Source organism: Amycolatopsis sp. EV170708-02-1, from assembly GCF_022479115.1.
Classification (GTDB): domain Bacteria; phylum Actinomycetota; class Actinomycetes; order Mycobacteriales; family Pseudonocardiaceae; genus Amycolatopsis.
Genome location: NZ_CP092497.1, coordinates 2,833,519 through 2,851,311, shown reverse-complemented (window position 1 = coordinate 2,851,311; position 17,793 = coordinate 2,833,519). Strand labels below are relative to the sequence as shown.

Sequence of the window (17,793 nt, the reverse complement as noted above, 5' to 3'; positions counted from 1 at the left end):
AGCCACGAACCCTCGCAGGGGGTGACTGACCAGTAACTTCTACCGGTTGATCTCGGTCTCGGGGTGCACGTACGGCACCGTGTCGAGGGGGAAGGTCACGTCGCCGAACGGGGACAAGGCGCCCTGCCGATCGGACGCGAGCTCGGTGACGGGGTGCTCCCCGTCTTCACCGGGCCACGTGGGGTCGATGCCCGCGCGCTTCTTGTTATCGCCCTTCGCCACAACGTCCTCCAGAGCATGGTCAAGCCGTTCTCGAGGGACAGTCTGCCCGAACGCGGCTGCCGGGCCACCACCCGCCCGGTATCCTGGTCGTCTATGCCCGCGCCATCCCTGGCGGACTGGCTGCGCCAGGAGTCCGACGACGCCCTCGCCGCACTGCTGCGCACGCGTCGCGACCTGTCCACGCCGCCCCCGTCCGACACCATCGTGCTCGCCACCCGGGCCGGCACGCCGGGCTCCGTCGCGCGTGCCTGCGAAGACCTCGACACCTTCACCCTCGCCGTCCTCGATGCCCTGCTGCTGGCCGGGGCGGACACCGGCCCGGTCCCGGCGGCCGAGGTCGCGCGGCTCGCGGGCACGGAGATCGGCGAGGCGCTGACGGTGCTGCGCAAGCGGGCCCTGGTCTGGGGCGAGGACGACGCGCTGCGCGTCCCGCCGTCCGCCCGCGACGCGCTCGGCCCCTTTCCCGCCGGGCTCGGGTCGTCGTCGCCCGCGCTCGCCGGAACGGATATCGAGACCGCGCTCGCCGAGGTCGGCGAGGACGAACGAGCCCTCCTGACGACGCTGGCCACCGGGCCACCGATCGGCCGCACCCGCGACGCGTCGGCCGACGTCCCACTGGAGCGGGCACAGAACCCCGTCCAGCGCCTTCTCGCCAGGGGGCTGCTGCTGCGCCGGGACGACCAGACCGTCGAGCTGCCGCGTGAGATCGGGATCGCGCTGCGCGGCGGGGTGGTGTTCGAGCAGGCGTCGCTGCGCGAACCGGAACTCCCCGTGCATCCCCACAGCCGGTCCACTGTGGACACAACGGCCGCCGGCGAGGCGATGGAATTCTTGCGCCAGACCGAAAACATGCTTCGGGCTTGGTCCGAGACGCCACCGCCGGTGTTGAAGTCCGGCGGGCTCGGAGTGCGCGAGCTGAAGAAGCTCGCGAAGGATCTCGATGTCGACGAGACGCGGGTGACGCTGCTCGCGGAGATCGCGGTCGGCGCCGGTCTGGTGGCCGACAGCGAAGCGACCACGCCGGAATGGGTGCCGACGACGCTTACGGATTCGTGGCTCGCCTCGCCGACCGCGCAACGCTGGATGACGGTCGCGCAGGCCTGGCTCGAGCTGCCCCGGCTGCCCGGCCTCGCCGGCGGACGGGACGCGAAGGACAAGCCGATCGCGCCGCTGTCGGAAGACCTGCGCCGTCCGCTGGCGCCCACTTCGCGGCGCCGGATCCTCCTCGCGCTGGCGGCGTTGCCCGAAGGCTCCGGTGTGAAGAGCACCGACGAACTGGTCGCCGCGCTCGCCTGGCGCGCGCCGCGGCGGGGCGGGCGGCTGCGGGACGAGACCGTGCGCTGGACGATGGCCGAAGGGGCCGCGCTCGGCCTGATCGGCCTCGGCGGGCTCACCTCGGCGACCCGGGCGCTCCTGGCCGAGGATCGTCCAGGAGCGGTCGAGGCGATGCTCGACGCGCTGCCACGTCCGGTGGACCACGTCCTGGTGCAGGCCGACCTGACCGTGGTCGCGCCGGGACCGCTGGAAACCGAACTCGCGGCCGACATGGCCGCCGTCGCCGACATCGAATCGGCCGGGCACGCGACCGTCTACCGGATCACCGAGACGTCCGTGCGCCGCGCGCTCGACACCGGGCGGACCGCGGGCGAACTGCACCAGCTGTTCACGTCGAAGTCGGCGACGCCGGTGCCCCAATCGCTGAGCTACCTCATCGACGACGTCGCCCGGCGGCACGGACGGCTGCGCGGCGGGGCCGCCGAGTCGTTCCTGCGCTGCGACGACGCGTCCCTGCTCGCCGAGGTCATGGGCAGCCCCGTCGCGACGGAATACGGCTTGCGCATGATCGCGCCGACAGTGCTGATCAGCGCGTACCCACTCGCCGAAGTCCTCGACGCGCTCCGCGCCGCCGGGTTCGCTCCGGCCGCCGAAGGGCCCGACGGACGCGTCATGGACATCAGGCCGTCAGGACGTCGTCTGCCCGCGAAGGCGCGTGCCGCGCGTCGCGCGCCTGGAGAACCCGCCGGGCTGACCGACGATCAGGTCGGCAAGATCGTCGCGCACGTACGGGCCGGCGACGCAGCTTCGGCGCGCCGCCGGGGCGAGACGGTGCGCGCGCCGCAGGGAGGCGGCGCCGGGGACACCTCCGCGACCCTGGCGTTGCTGTCCCAGGCGACCATCGAACGCCGCGAGGTGTGGATCGGGTTCGTCGACTCACGCGGGACGGCGAGCCAGCGCGTGGTGCGGCCGCTGCGGGTCGGCGGCGGGGTGCTCGAAGGGACCGACAACGAGCGCTACCCGCTGCACCGGATCACGTCGGCCGCCCTGGTGGAGGACTGACCGACGCCGCGTTTAGTCCTCTAAATGCGGTCCGGCAGCTACGCGAGCTGCTCGGTGCGGAGGTCCTTCAGCACCATCGACATGGCCTCGCCGTGCGTCGGCCAGTCCGGCGTCCCGATACCGACCGAATGCAGAGCGGACCGGACGGCGGCATGGGCCTTCGCGATCGCATGGGACAGGTCGTCCCCCGAACTGTCGGCCTCGATCTCCATGGCCGCTCGTCCAGCATCCGCGGAAACGGCACTGTCCACGAAACCGTCGAGACAACGTTCTTGTTCGAGCAGCGCTCGCATCACCTTGTCGCAGTAACCGAAGAGATCACCATCGCCATCGGCGATGAACACCCAATGCGCGTGAACCGTCACACCCATCAGTAACCCCCCTCGATCTGGTAGCAAGGTTGACGAAGCAGCCAGGACACCGCGTTCTTTCCGTAGTTGGCCCCGCTCGGCGTCAGATGGATCCAACGCTGGTGCTGGCCGCAAGGACATCGGACGGTGTAGTAGGTCGGCGGATCCAAGATCCTCCACCCTGCCCGATGGAAGTGCTCCAGAACAGCTTCCAGATCCTTCCTAGGATGCTTTCTCCAGTACCCCACCGGCTACTCCTTGACCAGGTTAACGCAGATCGAGAGGACCGGCGTCACGCTGAGATCCCGTTCACGGACGACCGTGGTTCTATCGAGAAGCGGCCCAGGAAGCTACCGACAGCACTGATACATCACCGCAAAGTAGTCAGCTTGAGGGCGCCTTGCACTGGAGGCACTAGGTCTCGAGTGTTCCCGCCGCACATTTAGAGGTCTGAATGCGGCGTGACACATGCCTGGACAGACACGATGTCCCGAAGGTCACCCTTGAGACATCTAACGTCCTGAAGGTGGCCTTCAGGACGCTCCGCCAAGCAAGAACAACCCCGGACGGAGCGCATTTAGAGGACTAAACGCGGCAGGCGTCAGAGGGCGCGAAGGCCCTGAAGCACCCGTTCCATGAAGGCGCGCGAAGAGGAGTCGCCGAGGATCAGCTCCGTCTGGTGGATCAGCACCAGACCGGCGTCCGCCATGTCGCCCACGAGCACCTTCACCACGCCCAGCGGCAGCCGCAGATGCGCGGCGATCTCCGCGATCGAGCGGGTGTCCAGGCAGAGATCGCAGATCTGCCGGTGTTCGGGGGTCCGCACGCCGCGGTACCGGCGGCCGTCCTCGCTGGTCGACACCAGCGCCTCCAGCGCCAGGTCGTGCGCGGTGCGGGTGCGCCCGCCGGTGCGGGTGTAGGGCCGGACCCTGGAGCCCGAAGCCGGCGGCAGGTAGACGGAAGCGGGCGCGACGTCAGCGGCCGCGGGCCGCGGAGGCGACTGGCGGATCGGTGAGGGCGCCGGCGCGGGAGGCGGCTCCGGCGGCGCGGCCGGGCGCCGCGGCATGATCGTGCTGATCGAGCTCAGCTCGAACCGGCTCGGCGAATCGAAGGCCTCGCGTTCGGTGCCCTGATAGAGGGAGTCCCAGCCGGAGGGGTCCGGTTCGGTGAATCCGCTGATCTTCATCGGTCACCCACGTACGCCGCCCTGCAGCTGCGCCCGCAGCTCAGGGGTGATCTGCTGGCCGACCCGCTCGACGAGCAGCGTCATCTCGTAGGCCACGGTGCCGATGTCGCAGGTCGGCGCGGCCAGCACGGCGAGTGACGAGCCGTCGGCGACCGACATGAGGAAGAGGTAGCCGCGTTCCATCTCGACGACGGTCTGGTTGACCCCGCCCGCGTCGAAGCAGCGGGCCGCGCCGGCGGTGAGGCTGATCAGCCCGGAGGCGACCGCGGAGAGCTGTTCGGCCCGTTCCTGCGGCAGCCCGTCCGACGGCGCGAGGAGAAGCCCGTCCGCGGAGACCAGCACGGCGTGTGCCGCACCGGGAACCCGGCGCGCGAAATCCGTGATGAGCCAGCCGAACGAGCTTTGCTGCCCGGATGCCGTCACAAGTCCCTCCTCGCTGCGTCAAGACCACCTGGGCGGCGTGGTCCGGGCGTCTCCCGATGACCAGCCGAAAGACGCCTCCACCCAGCGTATTCGTCCCGTCGATCGTGTCGAGCCCGCCACCCGGCCGACGGCGTTAACCGAACGTAAACGTCCAGCCGCTCACCGCGTCGACCCATCGCGAACCACGCATTCGTGGGTCACCCTGTGGTGACCTGGCGCGACCAGGTGTGAACCGGCGTCCGCGCAGGTCACCGGCGGTGCGGCCACTCGATCGAGTGGCGGCGACGCCGGATCGCGGGAAAGGGGTCGCCTCGCGTTCGATCCGACCGGTGACGCCACTCCCCGAAGCGGGTGAAGCCTGCCGAGTTCACTCCAACGGCCGCATCCGCTCCGGGCTTTCGTCCCTTTAGCCCGCGCGCAACGCCGAATCGTGCGCGATGGCGTGCTGCACGACCGAGATCAACACCTGCTTGGCGGACTCACGTTCCCGGGCGTCACAGGCCATGATCGGCACGGACGGCGAGATCGTCAGCGCGTGCCGGACGTCCTCGATCTGGTGGTGCAGCAGCCGGTCGAAGCAGTTGATCGCCACGACGTACGGCAGCTTCCGGTTCTCGAAGAAGTCGATCGAGGGGAACGCGTCGGCGAGCCGTCGCGTGTCGACCAGCACGACGGCACCGATGGCGCCGACCGCCAGGTCGTCCCACATGAACCAGAACCGGTGCTGGCCCGGCGTACCGAACACGTACAGCACCAGGTCCGAGTCCAGCGAAATCCGGCCGAAGTCCATGGCCACGGTCGTCGTCGACTTGTTCGGGGTGGCCGAATTGTCGTCGACGCCGGTACTGGCCTCGGTCATCATGGCCTCGGTGGTCAGCGGATCGATCTCCGAAACCGCTCCGACCAGCGTGGTCTTCCCCGAGCCGAATCCGCCAGCGACCACGATCTTGGCCGACGAAGTCGGTCCGGTCACCTGCGGCGCATTCGCGTCGGAGTCAAATTCTCCGAAGCCCACTGAGCACCCTCTCCATGAACTCGATACTCGGCCGGTCACCGACGTTCTGGCTGGCGGTGTGCACCAGGACCAGACCGAGGCCGGCCACGTCTCCGATCAGCACCCGGACCACGCCGAGCGGCAGGCGCAACAGCGCCGCGACTTCGGCGACGGACCGGGTGTCCAGGCAAAGGTCGCAGATCGACCGGTGTTCGGGGACGCGCACCCGGTCGAGCACGCGTCCCTGTTCGCTGGTCGAGATCAACGCCTCGATGGCAAGGTCGTACGTCGGCTTGGTCCGGCCCCGCGTACGGAAGTACGGCCGGACCAGGCCGGAGGATTCGACGTCGGTGGTGTACTGCTCGTCGACGAACTCGTTCTGCGCCTGCTGCGGCAGGGCCGCGGCGAGCGGATCGGCCGCGGCGGCCGCCGCCCGGCGCTCCTCCTCCTTGTCGAAGGAGAACTTGGCGAACTCGCCCGAGTCGTAGAGCGGACCGCTGCCACCACCGAACAGCTCCGCGCCCGGCCCGCCGAGCAGGCGTTCCCGGTAGTCCGAGACGCTGAAGTCGGCGGGTCCCTGGCCCGCGTTCGAATCGGTCAGCCAGCGGGAGGCCTCGTCCGGGGACACGGGGTCGTTGTCCGACCCCTGTGCCCGTCGCGATCGCCATTCGCGGTCGACCCGGTCCCGGAAGGACGTCCAGTCCTCCCGGCCGTCGTCTCGTTCCGACCACCCGCCGGAGAAGTCGTCACCGAGCCGGCCATCGCCCCTCAAGCGCCCGTCGTCCACGGCATTCTCCTCGGTTCCCGGTCGCTCAGCGGCGGACCGACGCGCCCTGCAGCTGCGCGCGCATCTCCGGTGTCAGCTGTTGCCCCACCCGTTCCACCAGCAGGGTCATCTCGTAGACGACCAAGCCGATGTCGCTCTCCGGCGATCCGAGGACCGCCAAGCAGGAACCGTCGGACACCGACATCAGGAAGAGGAAGCCGTTGGCCATCTCGACCACCGTCTGCGCGACCGTGCCGCCCTCGAACACCTTCGCCGCACCGCGCGCGAGGCTCGTGAGCCCCGACGCGACCGCGGCCAGCTGATCGGCCCTGTCCTTGGGAAGTCCCTTCGAGGATGCCAGCAGCAAACCGTCCGCCGACACCACCACGGCATGCGCCGCGCCCGGGACCCGGTGCACGAAATCCGTGATCAGCCAGGCAAAGCTGCTCGTGTGTCCTTTACCCTGCGCCTGGCCGCCAGGCTGCGCCGGACCACCCGGCTGCATCGCACCCGCCCGTGTCACTGTCACTCCTTACTGCTGTCATCGGCAGGGGTATCCCTGCCGGTCACCGGAACGCCGTTGTCATCCAGCGCATCGAGCGGGCGTTCCTTCAACGCGTGCCGTCCCGACGTGTAGCCCTTCTGGAAGCTTGCCATCCGACTCCGCGCCGCCGTCGCCGAGCGGGCGATCGCGCCCGTACCCGGCATTCCGGAGGTCTTGTCGGCGAACGAGTCTTCCTTCTTCGGCTCGTTCCCGCCGATCGAGCCGGGGACGAGGTACTGGTTCGGCACCCGTTTGGGCAGGCCCGCCGGGGTGATCTCGTCGTTCCGGTCTTCGTACAGGACCTGCGCCGCCTGCCAGCCGTCGTCCGACGCGCTGCGCCAGCCATTGTCCTGGAGCACCGTCTCCGGCGGAACACTCCGCGGGGTCCGAGTGGGCAAGACCTCTCCGGCGGTGTCGCCAGTGTCCCCGCCCTCGGATTCCGCCACGCCGGCGCCACCGTCGGGGGTCCGCACGGGCAGTTCGGACTCGACCGGCTCGGTGTAGGTCGTCGGGGTGTCGCCCCCGGCCTCGTCACCTTCGCTGAACCAGCGCGAGAGCACCGACTGGTAGATCGGCAGCCGCCGGGTGGGGACGTCGTCGTCGAGCGCCGACTTGCCCGCGTCCGAAGACTCGGCGGTCTCCTCGGGCTTGTTCTTCGGCTCGACCGGCGTGTACTTCGGCTCCCGTTTCGGCAGCACCAGCGACGCGAACTGGGTTTCGGTGCCGCTCGAGGCGCCGTCGCCGTTCGTCGGCGAGATGTCCTCGGCCGTCGGCCACGCCGGGGTCTCTTCGGCGGGGGACGCGGGGCTGAGGAACGGGCCTGCCGCGTTCTTGCCCGCGACCAGGTCGTCGAGGCTGATCGGCTGGTCGAGCGGGACGAGCCCGCCCTGCTGCGCGACCGGTTGCGGAGCCGGGGGCTTCGACGGCGGCGGCGGGGTCATCTCCAGGCCGCGGTCGGAGGCGGGGACGTTCGGCAGCGAACTCGACATCTCGGACACCGACGGCATCGAAGGCATCGACGTCTCCGAGCGGTTCGCCGGCGGCGGGGTGTTGCGCACGCCGGGCCGCATCTGCGTGAGCAGCTCGGCGGGCACGACGACCCGCGCGATCACGCCGCCCTCGATGTCCTCGTTCTCCCGGAGCCGGACCTCGATGCCGTGGCGGCGCGCCAGGCGCGCGACCACGTACAGGCCCATCCGCCGGGTCACCGAGACGTCCAGGTCCGGCGGGTCGGCCAGCCGCTGGTTGACCTCGGCGAGCCGCTCCTCGGTCATGCCGACACCGTGGTCGGTGACCTGGATGGCGAGCGCCTTCTTGCGGGTGATCACCGCGCGGACGGTCACCTTCGTCTCCGGCTCGGAGAAGTAGGTGGCGTTGTCCAGCAGTTCCGCGAGCACGTGCACGAGGTCGTGGATCGTCAGGCCCTGGACGGCGACCTCGGGGACGATCCCGATCTCGATCCGGGCGTACTGCTCGATCTCCGACACCGCGGCGCCGATGACGTCGGCGGCGGGCACCGGCTTGGGCACCGACTTCGCGAGACCGGCGCCCGAGAGCACCAGGAGGCTTTCACCGTTGCGGCGCAGCCGGGTGGCGAGGTGGTCGAGCTCGAACAGGCTGGCCAAGTGGTCCGGGTCCTGCTCGTCGGCCTCGAGCCGGTCGATGACGCCCAGCTGGCGTTCCACCAGCCGCTGCGACCGGCGGGACAGGTTCACGAAGATGCCGTTGACGTTCTCGCGCAGCAGGGCCTGCTCGGCGGCCATCTTGACGGCCTGTTCGTGGACGACGTCGAACGAACGCGCCACTTCACCGATCTCGTCACGCGACGTGACGGGCACCGGCTCGACCGACCGCTTCGAGGCGTTGACCGGGTCCGGGTCGTCCAGGATCGCTTGCACGGTTTCCGGCAGTCGTGTGTAGGCCACGTCGAGCGCCGTCTTCCGCAGCACCCGCAGCGGGCGCAGCATCAGGCGGGCGATGACGAGCATCAGGAACAGCGCCGCGAGCAGGGCCAGCAGCACGACCGCGCCGCCGATCCAGGCCGAGTTGATCGCGTCGGTGGCCAGGCCGTCGGCCTGTGCCCGCAGCTGGCCGAGCAGGTTGGTCTCGACCGCGCGCAGCTTGTCGAGCGCGACCCGGCTGTCGTTGCCGAGGGCGACGTTGTCGATCGCCGGCGGCTCGTTCTGCTGGTGCAGCGAGAACGCCATCGTGGTGATCCGGCGGCGGTCGTCGACCTCGGGCCCGGAGAAGGTGTCCGAATAAAGCTGCCGCTGCTCGGGGCTGGCGTTGGCGACGAAGGCCGCCGTCGAGGCGTCACCGCTCGCGACCGCCGAACGGGCCTGGTCGAACAGGTCACCGGGGAAACCGGAGCGGAAGGAGGCGATCAGCAGCGCCGCGTCGCCGCGGGCGATGAACTCCTTGCTCTCACTGATGGCCTGCACGGTGACGCCGAGCCGGAGCACGTCGCGGTTCGCCACCGCGGTGGTCACCTCGCGGCCGAGCTGGACCAGCGAGTCGAGGATGCCGGAGTAGGCGATGAGGACCGGGGTGTCGCCCAGCAGCGAGGTGTTCATCGCGCCGCGCAGCGGGCGCAGGGCGTCGAGCCGCTGCAGACCACGCGAATAGCGGTCCCTCGTGTCCTGATCGTCCGGGTTGATCTGGTTCGCCGAGGCCCGCAGGTCGTCGACGGCGCGGTCGACCTTCGCGATCTGCGCGTCGAGGCCGTTCTGGCGCGACGCGTCCTGCGAGGCGATCCGGGCGACGGCGAGCGCGCGCTCGCTCTGCAGCTCGTGCACCACGAGGGTGATCTTGTCGGCGAACGCGACCTGATCGGCCGTGTCCTGGAACCGGGCCGCCTCGCCGCTGTCGTCGATCACGCGCAGCGTGCCGAGCGCGAGCGCGGTCAGCGTCGGGATGATCAGGACGGCCGCGAGCTTCGATCGCAGACGCCAGTTACGCAGGCCCAGGAACGACCCGGCCTTCCCACCAGGACCGTCTCCGGTTTCCCGCGCAGGGGTCCCTCCCACCCCCGCGGTGTCTTCGTTCGGCACCGCCGCACCACCATCATCTTCATTCGGGCCGGGAAAGCCCATTTTGGACATGCCGTTCTGCTGCTGCCTGGGTCGGTTGTCGGAGACCACTACCCGCACGCTCCTGCCACCCGGCAGGGAGACGTAGGACGCGAGTGCTCACTCTGACGAATGAGGAAGTCGTCTTTGACGCAGTCTCTCAAGTGCACTTGGCCGAAATCCCGCCTGACGTCATTGGTCTATTCGGCCTAACCCGCCAGTGCGCGGGCGCACACCAGTGAAGCACGGTCGTGTTCGACGTGTCCGACATCAGGGTCCAGTTCGACACAGAGTGCCTTGCACCTCGGGAAAGGTCCAGAGCGTTCGGCCATCCAAGGCACTCTCTTTCACTACATCAGTGGTCCACACCTCACTACCGGTGCATGAGGGTAGCGAACGGGCGGCCCAGATGTAACCCTTCGGTCAAGACCTGCAAGTAAGCCCCGGACGGGTCTTGACCCGTTGGCGCTCAATCGTCAACAAGTCCCCGCCTCGAACACGCCCAGTTGTGTTCACTTCTGACAAACAACCTGTTCGGGTGATCGTTACCACTTGGGATCATGGGATGACCACCCATTGTGAGCACAGTGTGTGTTCTCTACAGTGGGCCCGTGACTCGACAAAGAGTCACTTCCGAATTCCACATCAGGCCACGTCATCACGTGTCCTCCCCCTCGATCAGGAGCACCACTTGCTTTCGAAGAAGGCCTTGAGCGCCCGCCTCGGGCGGCCGTCTCGTGGAATGGCGAAGGCGATCGCGTTCGCGATGGCGGCCGTCGTCACGACGTCGGTCGGTGGCTGCGGCCTGCTCGGCGGTGACGATTCGTCCTCCTCCGGCGGCTCGGGGAACCTCGAGAAGTCGAAGATCAAGGTCGCCGTGATGTCGACCATCGACCTGGCCCCGCTGCGCCTCGCCCAGGACGGCGGCTACTTCAAGAACGAGGGCCTCGACGTCGAGGCCATCGAGGCGGGCACCGGCCAGATCTCGCTGACCAAGCTGATCGGCGGCGAGGTCGACATCGCGTACGCGAGCTACACGCCGTTCTTCATCGCGATGAGCAAGAACACGGCCGACATCAAGCTGGTCGCGGACGCCTCCTCCGCCGGCCCGAAGAGCACGATGCTGGTCACGCTGCCGACGTCGTCGGTCAAGAGCGTCAGCGACCTGGCGGGCAAGAAGATCGGCATCACCGCGCCGAACACCGTCTCGGACACCCTGTCCAAATCGGTCATGAAGGACCACGGCGTCGACGCCAGCAAGGTCCAGTGGGTGCCCATCCAGCTGCCGAACGTCGGCGCCGCGCTCAAGAACGGCGACATCGACGCCGGCTTCCTGACCGAGCCGTTCATCACCCAGACCGCCAAGCAGGCGGGCACCGTCCCGGTCGTGGACACCGCCACCGGCGCCACCCAGGACTTCCCCACCGCGGGCTACGGCTCGCTCGGCAAGTTCGTCTCGGAGAACCCGAAGACCGTGGCCGCCTTCCAGCGCGCCATGCAGAAGGCCACCCGGGACGCGGCGGACCGCTCCAAGATCGAGCCGCTGCTGGTCAAGTACGCCAAGATCGACCAGGACACCGCCGCGCTGACCACGCTGCTGACCTTCCAGTCCACCCTGGACCCCCGCCGCATCCAGCGGGTCCCGGACCTGCTCCTGCAGATGGGCGCGATCCAGTCCAAGATCGACGTCGGCCCGATGATCGCGGCGCAGACCACCAGTTGATGACGCGCCGTTACGCCGAATAGTCACATTTCTCGGAATTCGATCACTGAAAGTAATGATGTCCAAGCGGGTGATCAGGTGATCGGGCGAATGGCCTAAAATGATCACCCGCTCACGACACCCATTGTGAGCAGGTGGGCAAATCTCTAAGGTGACCGCGTGCCTGGCGAAATGAAGCCACGACACGGATGAAAAAACCCAACGGTGATTCATTGTTTCCGAGGAGCTGGCTTTGTTTCGAAACGCCATGAGCAGGAGCGGTGCACGTAGAGGACGGGCCGCCGTCGGCGTCGCCCTGAGCGCGCTCATGCTGGCCACGTTGGGCGCCTGCGGCGCACTCGGCGGCGAGGACACGTCCAAGGCGTCGGGTGGCGAAGGCGGCCTGGAGAAGACGAAGATCAAGGTGGCCCTGCTGCCCGTCGTCGACCTCGCGCCGCTGCGGCTGGCGCAGGAGGGCGGCTACTTCAAGGCCGAAGGCCTCGAGGTCGAAGCGGTCGACGCGCCCAGCGGCCAGCAGGCGATGACCAAGATGATCGGTGGCGAGGTCGACATCGCCTTCTCCACCTACATGCCGTTCTTCGTCGCGAAGAGCAAGGGCGCGGCCGACATCCGGCTCGTCGCCGACTCGGTTTCCGCCAGCCCCAAGAGCAACGCGGTCGTCACCGTGCCGACCTCGCCGGTCAAGACGATCAACGACCTCGCGGGCAAGAAGATCGCGATCACCGACAAGAACACCGCCTCCCACCTGCTCACCGTCTCGGTGATGAAGGACCACGGCGTCGACACCAGCAAGGTCCAGTGGGTGCCGATGGCGCTGCCGAACATCGCCGCGGCGCTCTCGTCCGGCCAGGTCGACGCGGGCTACCTGCCCGAGCCGTTCCTGACCCAGGCCTCGAAGGTCGTCGGCGCGACCCCGGTCGTCGACATCTCGACCGGCGCCACGCAGGACTTCCCCCTGGCGGGCTTCGGCGCGCTCGGCTCCTTCGTGGACAAGAACCCCAAGACGCTGGCCGCGTTCCAGCGCGCGCTGGGCAAGGCCGTGCGCGACTCGGCCGACCGCTCCAAGATCGAACCCCTGATCGTCAAGTACGCCAAGGTCGACGCGGAAACCGCCTCACTGCTCACGCTGCCGACGTTCGGGTCCACGCTGGACGCCCGCCGCCTGCAGCGGGTGCCGGACCTGCTGCTGCAGACCGGAGTGATCACGGCCAAGCTCGACGCCGCTCCGATGCTCGCCCCTCAAGCTGGATAAAGGTAAAGGTGCCACGACTTCTCCGTGCCCTTGCCGGTCTGGCCGGTTTCTTCCTCGTCTGGGAAGTGATCGTCCAGGCCGGCCTGGTCCGTAAAGAGTTCCTCCCCCCGCCGTCCGTCGTCCTCGTGACGATCTTCGAACAGTTCGGCGAGACCCAGTTCGTCCGGGACCTGATCGCCACGTTCCTCGCGTGGGCGATCGCCCTGCTCATCGCGGTCGCCATCGCGGTGCCGTCCGGGCTGCTGCTGGGCAGCATCCCCGGCCTGCGCACCGCGACCGCGGTGGTCATCGAGTTCCTGCGGCCCATCCCCGCGGTCGCGCTGATCCCGCTGGTGCTCCTGCTGATCGGCGGCGGGCCCGAGGCGAAGATCACGCTGGCCGTGTACGCGTCGTTGTGGCCCATCATGTTCAACACGATCTACGCGCTCGGCGAGATCGACCCCGTGCTGCTGGAGACCGCGAAGGCCTGCGGCACCAGCAAGTTCCGGACGCTGACGTCGGTGGCGCTGCCGCATACCGCGCCGTTCGTGTTCACCGGGGTGCGGCTGTCCGCCAACATCGCGCTGATCGCGGTGGTCAGTACCGAGTTCCTGGCCGGGGCCAAACTCGGCATCGGCAACTTCATCATGCAGGCCAGCACCGGCTCCACCAGGTTCGACCTCGTGCTCGCCGGCACCGTGGTGGTCGGCGCGCTCGGCTTCCTCATCAACGGCGGGCTCGAGATGATCGGCAGGCGGGCGTTCCGCTGGAGCACGGTCGACCGGGAGGCGGTCTCGTGACGACCCTCACGCTGACCAGCCGCGTCGGCAGGCGCGTGGGCCGGGGTATCGGCATCCTCGTCCGCAACTGGCTGCTCTTCTTCGCCCTGCTCGGGATCTGGGAGCTCGCGACCCGGCTCGCGGAAAGCCCGTTCTTCCCGCCGCCGACCGAGATCCTGAACGCCTCGGTGAAACTGTGGTTCACCGGTCCGGCGTCGCAGCTGTTCCTGACCGACACCGTGTTCGACAACGTCCTCCCGAGCCTCGGCCGGACGCTCGGCGGCTGGCTGCTGGCCGGTGCGCTCGGTGTCGCACTGGGTGTCCTCTTGGGACGGTCCAAGCACGGGATGGACTACGTCGGGCCGCTGTTCGCGTTCTTCCGCTCGGTGCCGCCGCCCGCGCTGATCCCGGTGTTCATCGTCCTTTTCGGACTCGGGCCGGGGATGCAGACCGGGTCGATCATCTTCGGCGCGATCTGGCCGGTGCTGCTCAACACCGTGGACGGGGTCCGCTCGGTGGACCAGGTGAAGATCGACACCGCGAAATCGTTCCGGACGCCGCGGTCGTACTGGGTGCGCTCGATCGTGCTGCCCGCCGCCGGGCCGAAGATCTTCGCCGGTCTGCGGCTGAGCCTGTCCATTTCCCTGCTGCTCATGGTGATCTCGGAACTGGTCGGCTCCTACAACGGCATCGGCCGGTCCCTGATGGACGCCCAGCAGGCGTTCGACTTCCCGCTCATGTGGTCGTGGCTGGTCCTGCTCGGACTGCTCGGCTTCGGGTTCAACGCGGCCTTCCTCGCGGTGGAGCAGAGAGTGCTTCGCTGGCAGCCCACCCGCAACGGCCGTATCTAGCTTTCGAAGGGTCAGCAAGATGTCAACCATGCTCGAAGTCTCCGGGCTGAACCACCGGTACGGCGCGGGAGAAAAGGCGCACGTCGCGGTCAACGACCTGTCGTTCACCGTCGAAGCGGGGCAGCTCGCGAGCATCGTGGGCCCGTCGGGCTGCGGCAAGTCCACGCTCCTGCGCTGCATCGCCGGGCTGATCAAGCCGACGTCCGGCCGCGTCAGCCTGCACGGCGACGACGTCTCCGGCGTGCCGGAGGATCTGGCCGTCGTGTTCCAGGACTACAGCCGCTCGTTGTTCCCGTGGCTCTCGGTCGCGAAGAACGTCGAGTTCCCCTTGCGGTGGCGCAATTTGAGCCGCACGGAGCGCCGCACGCGGGCGCAGGAGGCGCTGGAGTCGGTCGGCCTGTCCGGCGTCGGCTCGAAGTTCCCGTGGCAGCTCTCGGGCGGTATGCAGCAGCGGGTGTCGATCGCGCGGGCGCTGGCCAGCCGTCCCGCGCTGCTGCTGATGGACGAGCCGTTCGCGTCGGTCGACGCGCAGACGCGGTTCGAGCTCGAAGACCTGACGCGGCGCGTGCAGCGTGAGAACGGGAGCACCGTCCTCGTCGTCACGCACGACATCGACGAGAGCGTCTACCTGTCGGACCGGGTGCTGGTGCTGTCGAAGTCGCCCGCGAAGATCGTCGCGGACCTGCCGGTCGGGCTGCCCGCGGAACGGGACCAGATCACCACGCGCGAGTCCGCCGAGTTCGTGACGCTGCGCGGTGAGGTGGCACGGCTGCTGCACGGCGGCGCTCCGGAAGCCGTCACCGCGGCCTCCGACGCGGCCGAGTACGAGCTGGCGCAGCAGGAGGCGGCCGCCTCCGAATCCGAGTCCGAGGTGCGCGCCAAGGGCTGAAGGGGACTTTCCCCGCATCTGACGCCATGAAGGGCGCTTTCCCCGCATCGCATGCGGGGAAAGCGCCCTTCAGCGCTCTCAGTACAGCGTGCGCGGATTCGCGTCGATGCGGACGTGCACCAGATGCGGCCGCTCGTCCGGCAGCGCGGCCTCCAGTGCCGGCTTGAGGTCCTCGGCCTTCTCGACGACCGACGTGTTGAGCCCATGCTCTTCGCCAGCGCGGGGAAATCGATGCCGCCGAGGTCGACGCCCGGCACCTTCTCGCCGCCCGCCGCCTCGCCGAGGATGCGCACGGCGGCGTACTGCGAGTTGTCGAAGATCACGAACGTCACCGGCAGATTGTGCTGCGCCGCCGTCCACAGTGCCTGGACGCAGTACATGCTCGACCCGTCACCGAGGATCGCGACGACCTTGCGGTCCGGGCGAGCCAGCGCGGCGCCGACGGCGGCCGGGAGACCGTAGCCGAGGGTGCCGCTGGCGACGGTCAGGAAGCCGGTGTCGGTGGACCTGATCGGCAGGTGGTCGTGCAGTTCGTTGCGGTGGCTCGGCGTCTCCTCGACGACGATCGCGTCGTCCGGCAGGACTTCCGAGATCACCGAGTAGGCGAAGCCGGGCGTGATCGGCGTGACCGCGGCGGGCTTTTCCAGCCGGGTGCGGGGTTTCGGCGCCTCCCGCGGCGCGGCCCGGTCCAGCAGCGCGCGGATGGTGAGCTTCGGTGTCGCGCGGATCCCGGTGCCTTCCGCCGCCCTGGCGAGGATCTGCTCGTCGTCGCTGACCAGGAACAGCGGCGGCAGCGCGGTTTCCGACTCGCCGCGGTACACGTGGTAGGTGAACGCCGGGGCGCCGATGACGACCACGAGATCGTGGTCCGCCAGCGCGCTCGCGAGGGCTTTCCGTTCCGGCTGAAGGAATCCGAAGAACTGCGGGTGGTCCTCGGGGAAGGAGCAGCGCGCCCCCATCGGCGGCGCCCAGACCCCGGCGCCCACCTTCTCGGCCAGCTCGACGACGTCCGGCACGGCACCTTCGCCGTCGATCCCGGGGCCGACCACGATCGCCGGGTGCTCGGCGGCGTCCAGCGCCGACACCAGTTCGTCCAAAGCGGACGGATCGGGCGCGAAGCCGCGGATCGGCGGCCGGGAGACGATCGGCTTCGTGGTCTCGACGTCCCAGTCGTCCACGGGCACCGACACGAACACCGGACCCATGGGCGCCTGCGTCGCGATGTGATACGCCCGCGCCAGCGCCGCCGGGACGTCCTCCGCCCTGGCGGGCTCGCAGCTCCACTTCACGTACGGCTTGGGGAAGTTCGCCGCCTCGACGGCGCCGAGGAAGGGATCGTCCGGCAGCAGCGACCTGGTCTGCTGGCCGGCCAGGATGATCAGCGGGGCGTTGTTGCGGTACGCGGTGAAGATATGCCCGAGCGCGTGCCCGACCCCGCCGGCGGAATGCAGGTTCACCAGCGCCGCCCGCCTGCTCGCGCGGGCGTACCCGTCGGCCATCGCGACGACGGACGCCTCGTGGAGCGCGAGCACGTAGGTGAAGTCGTCCGGCCACTCCGTGAGGAAGGCGATCTCGGTCGTTCCGGGATTGCCGAAAACGGTGGTCAGGCCCAGATCGCGCAGCAGTTCCCTGGTCGCGTCACGTACGGTGCGGGTAGCCATGGGCACACGCTATCTGGTCGATACCGGATAGTTGAAGATGCAACCTCGTATCACCGTGTGTGGTCTGGACCTGACCCGACGCGTACGGCCTACTCCTTGACCAGCGCCGCCCATTCGCGCACGGCCGCGACGTCTACATCAGACTCCCAGCCACCCGGCCGGACCGCGCTGCCGACGTGGAACGCGCCGACCCCGCCCGCCCTGAGCAGATGCACCTGCTGCGCCCGCAGGCCTCCGCCGACCAGCAGCCGCGGCCCGCCCTCACGGCGCGCGAGCCGCTGCAGGACCGAAAGCCCGTGCGCCACCCCGTGCGGATGCCCGGCCGCGAGCACCGTGTCGCAGCCGAGCGCGGTCAGCTGGTCGTAGGCGCGCAACGGATCCCGCGCGCGGTCGATGGCGCGGTGGAAGGTCCACGGCAGCCCGTCGAGTTCCTTGACCAGCGTCTCGCAGGCGTCCACGTCGACTTCGCTTTCCAGGTCGAGGAAACCGAAGACGAACTCCCGCGCGCCCGCGTCGATCAGGCGCCCGGCGTCCGCGCGCAGCCCGTCGAGGTCGCCGGCGGCGAAGGACATGTTGTCACGCAGCATCACCCGCACCGGGAGATCGGTGGCGGACAGTACGTCGCGCAGCGTCTCGACCGACGGAGTGAGACCGTCGCTGGCCATGTCACTGACCAGTTCGAGGCGATCGGCCCCGCCCTCCTGTGCGCGCTCCGCGTCCACCGCGGTCAGCGCGATCACTTCCAGCAGGCCGGTTTTCGGGCTCATGG

General features: G+C 69.0%; 15 protein-coding genes and 1 pseudogene. 6 read left to right on the top strand and 10 right to left on the bottom strand.

Annotated elements, in window-relative coordinates; translation table 11 throughout:
- Positions 1–39: 39 nt before the first annotated feature.
- On the bottom strand, positions 40–222 hold the full coding sequence (locus MJQ72_RS13090; RefSeq protein ID WP_016337576.1) for a hypothetical protein: 183 nt from the start codon (positions 220–222) through the stop codon (positions 40–42).
- A gap of 93 nt (positions 223–315) precedes the next feature.
- Here MJQ72_RS13090 and MJQ72_RS13085 point away from each other — a divergent pair, with 93 nt between their 5' ends.
- Complete coding sequence (locus tag MJQ72_RS13085; RefSeq protein ID WP_240599440.1) at positions 316–2,559, top strand: helicase-associated domain-containing protein; 2,244 nt, start codon at positions 316–318, stop codon at positions 2,557–2,559.
- A 38-nt stretch (positions 2,560–2,597) separates the two neighbouring features.
- Here MJQ72_RS13085 and MJQ72_RS13080 read toward each other — a convergent pair whose 3' ends face one another.
- From MJQ72_RS13080 to MJQ72_RS13050, 7 genes are all read right to left on the bottom strand, one after another.
- The gene (locus MJQ72_RS13080) at positions 2,598–2,930 is read right to left on the bottom strand and encodes a hypothetical protein (RefSeq protein ID WP_240599439.1); all 333 of its coding nucleotides are present in this window, start codon (positions 2,928–2,930) and stop codon (positions 2,598–2,600) included.
- A gap of 580 nt (positions 2,931–3,510) precedes the next feature.
- Complete coding sequence (locus MJQ72_RS13075) at positions 3,511–4,095, bottom strand: DUF742 domain-containing protein (RefSeq protein ID WP_240599438.1); 585 nt, start codon at positions 4,093–4,095, stop codon at positions 3,511–3,513.
- Between the two features lie 3 nt (positions 4,096–4,098).
- Positions 4,099–4,518, bottom strand: a complete 420-nt coding sequence (locus MJQ72_RS13070; protein WP_005156190.1) for a roadblock/LC7 domain-containing protein — start codon at positions 4,516–4,518, stop codon at positions 4,099–4,101.
- A 406-nt stretch (positions 4,519–4,924) separates the two neighbouring features.
- A complete protein-coding gene (locus MJQ72_RS13065) occupies positions 4,925–5,533 on the bottom strand; it encodes an ATP/GTP-binding protein (protein ID WP_007033392.1) in 609 nt (202 codons plus the stop codon).
- Complete coding sequence (locus tag MJQ72_RS13060) at positions 5,514–6,299, bottom strand: DUF742 domain-containing protein (RefSeq protein ID WP_016337580.1); 786 nt, start codon at positions 6,297–6,299, stop codon at positions 5,514–5,516. The genes MJQ72_RS13065 and MJQ72_RS13060 overlap by 20 nt, the downstream gene beginning before the upstream one ends.
- 25 nt (positions 6,300–6,324) lie before the next feature.
- The gene (locus MJQ72_RS13055; protein WP_085939650.1) at positions 6,325–6,783 is read right to left on the bottom strand and encodes a roadblock/LC7 domain-containing protein; all 459 of its coding nucleotides are present in this window, start codon (positions 6,781–6,783) and stop codon (positions 6,325–6,327) included.
- A 20-nt stretch (positions 6,784–6,803) separates the two neighbouring features.
- Positions 6,804–9,923, bottom strand: a complete 3,120-nt coding sequence (locus MJQ72_RS13050) for a nitrate- and nitrite sensing domain-containing protein (protein WP_240601313.1) — start codon at positions 9,921–9,923, stop codon at positions 6,804–6,806.
- Between the two features lie 658 nt (positions 9,924–10,581).
- Between MJQ72_RS13050 and MJQ72_RS13045 the strand changes: the two genes are divergently transcribed.
- The 5 genes from MJQ72_RS13045 (at position 10,582) to MJQ72_RS13025 (ending at position 15,363) form a co-directional block, all read left to right on the top strand.
- Entirely contained in the window at positions 10,582–11,613 is a 1,032-nt protein-coding gene (locus tag MJQ72_RS13045) for an ABC transporter substrate-binding protein (protein ID WP_240599437.1), read from the top strand.
- A gap of 247 nt (positions 11,614–11,860) precedes the next feature.
- Positions 11,861–12,865, top strand: a complete 1,005-nt coding sequence (locus MJQ72_RS13040) for an ABC transporter substrate-binding protein (RefSeq protein ID WP_396426941.1) — start codon at positions 11,861–11,863, stop codon at positions 12,863–12,865.
- Positions 12,866–12,873: 8 nt separating this feature from the next.
- Entirely contained in the window at positions 12,874–13,644 is a 771-nt protein-coding gene (locus MJQ72_RS13035; protein ID WP_240599436.1) for an ABC transporter permease, read from the top strand.
- Positions 13,641–14,474 (top strand): ABC transporter permease, encoded by an 834-nt coding sequence (locus MJQ72_RS13030; protein WP_240599435.1) that lies wholly within the window; start codon positions 13,641–13,643, stop codon positions 14,472–14,474. Before MJQ72_RS13035 ends, MJQ72_RS13030 begins: the two co-directional genes overlap by 4 nt.
- A 19-nt stretch (positions 14,475–14,493) precedes the next feature.
- Positions 14,494–15,363, top strand: a complete 870-nt coding sequence (locus MJQ72_RS13025; RefSeq protein WP_240599434.1) for an ABC transporter ATP-binding protein — start codon at positions 14,494–14,496, stop codon at positions 15,361–15,363.
- A gap of 78 nt (positions 15,364–15,441) precedes the next feature.
- On the opposite strand, the pseudogene mdlC reads toward MJQ72_RS13025, so the two are convergent.
- Positions 15,442–17,024, bottom strand: a pseudogene (mdlC, locus tag MJQ72_RS13020) (benzoylformate decarboxylase).
- A gap of 89 nt (positions 17,025–17,113) precedes the next feature.
- Positions 17,114–17,791, bottom strand: coding sequence for a copper homeostasis protein CutC (locus MJQ72_RS13015; RefSeq protein WP_240599433.1), 678 nt, complete (start codon positions 17,789–17,791; stop codon positions 17,114–17,116).
- Between the last annotated feature and the right edge of the window lie 2 nt (positions 17,792–17,793).

What these genes read in the sequence shown, in the direction of transcription:
- MJQ72_RS13025 (WP_240599434.1), top strand. Translation starts at nt 14,494, where the DNA reads ATGTCAACCATGCTCGAAGTCTCCGGGCTGAACCACCGGTACGGCGCG.
- MJQ72_RS13015 (WP_240599433.1), bottom strand. Translation starts at nt 17,791, where the DNA reads ATGAGCCCGAAAACCGGCCTGCTGGAAGTGATCGCGCTGACCGCGGTG.
- MJQ72_RS13055 (WP_085939650.1), bottom strand. Translation starts at nt 6,783, where the DNA reads ATGCAGCCGGGTGGTCCGGCGCAGCCTGGCGGCCAGGCGCAGGGTAAA.
- MJQ72_RS13075 (WP_240599438.1), bottom strand. Translation starts at nt 4,095, where the DNA reads ATGAAGATCAGCGGATTCACCGAACCGGACCCCTCCGGCTGGGACTCC.
- MJQ72_RS13040 (WP_396426941.1), top strand. Translation starts at nt 11,861, where the DNA reads ATGAGCAGGAGCGGTGCACGTAGAGGACGGGCCGCCGTCGGCGTCGCC.
- MJQ72_RS13050 (WP_240601313.1), bottom strand. Translation starts at nt 9,923, where the DNA reads ATGTCCAAAATGGGCTTTCCCGGCCCGAATGAAGATGATGGTGGTGCG.
- MJQ72_RS13085 (WP_240599440.1), top strand. Translation starts at nt 316, where the DNA reads ATGCCCGCGCCATCCCTGGCGGACTGGCTGCGCCAGGAGTCCGACGAC.
- MJQ72_RS13080 (WP_240599439.1), bottom strand. Translation starts at nt 2,930, where the DNA reads ATGGGTGTGACGGTTCACGCGCATTGGGTGTTCATCGCCGATGGCGAT.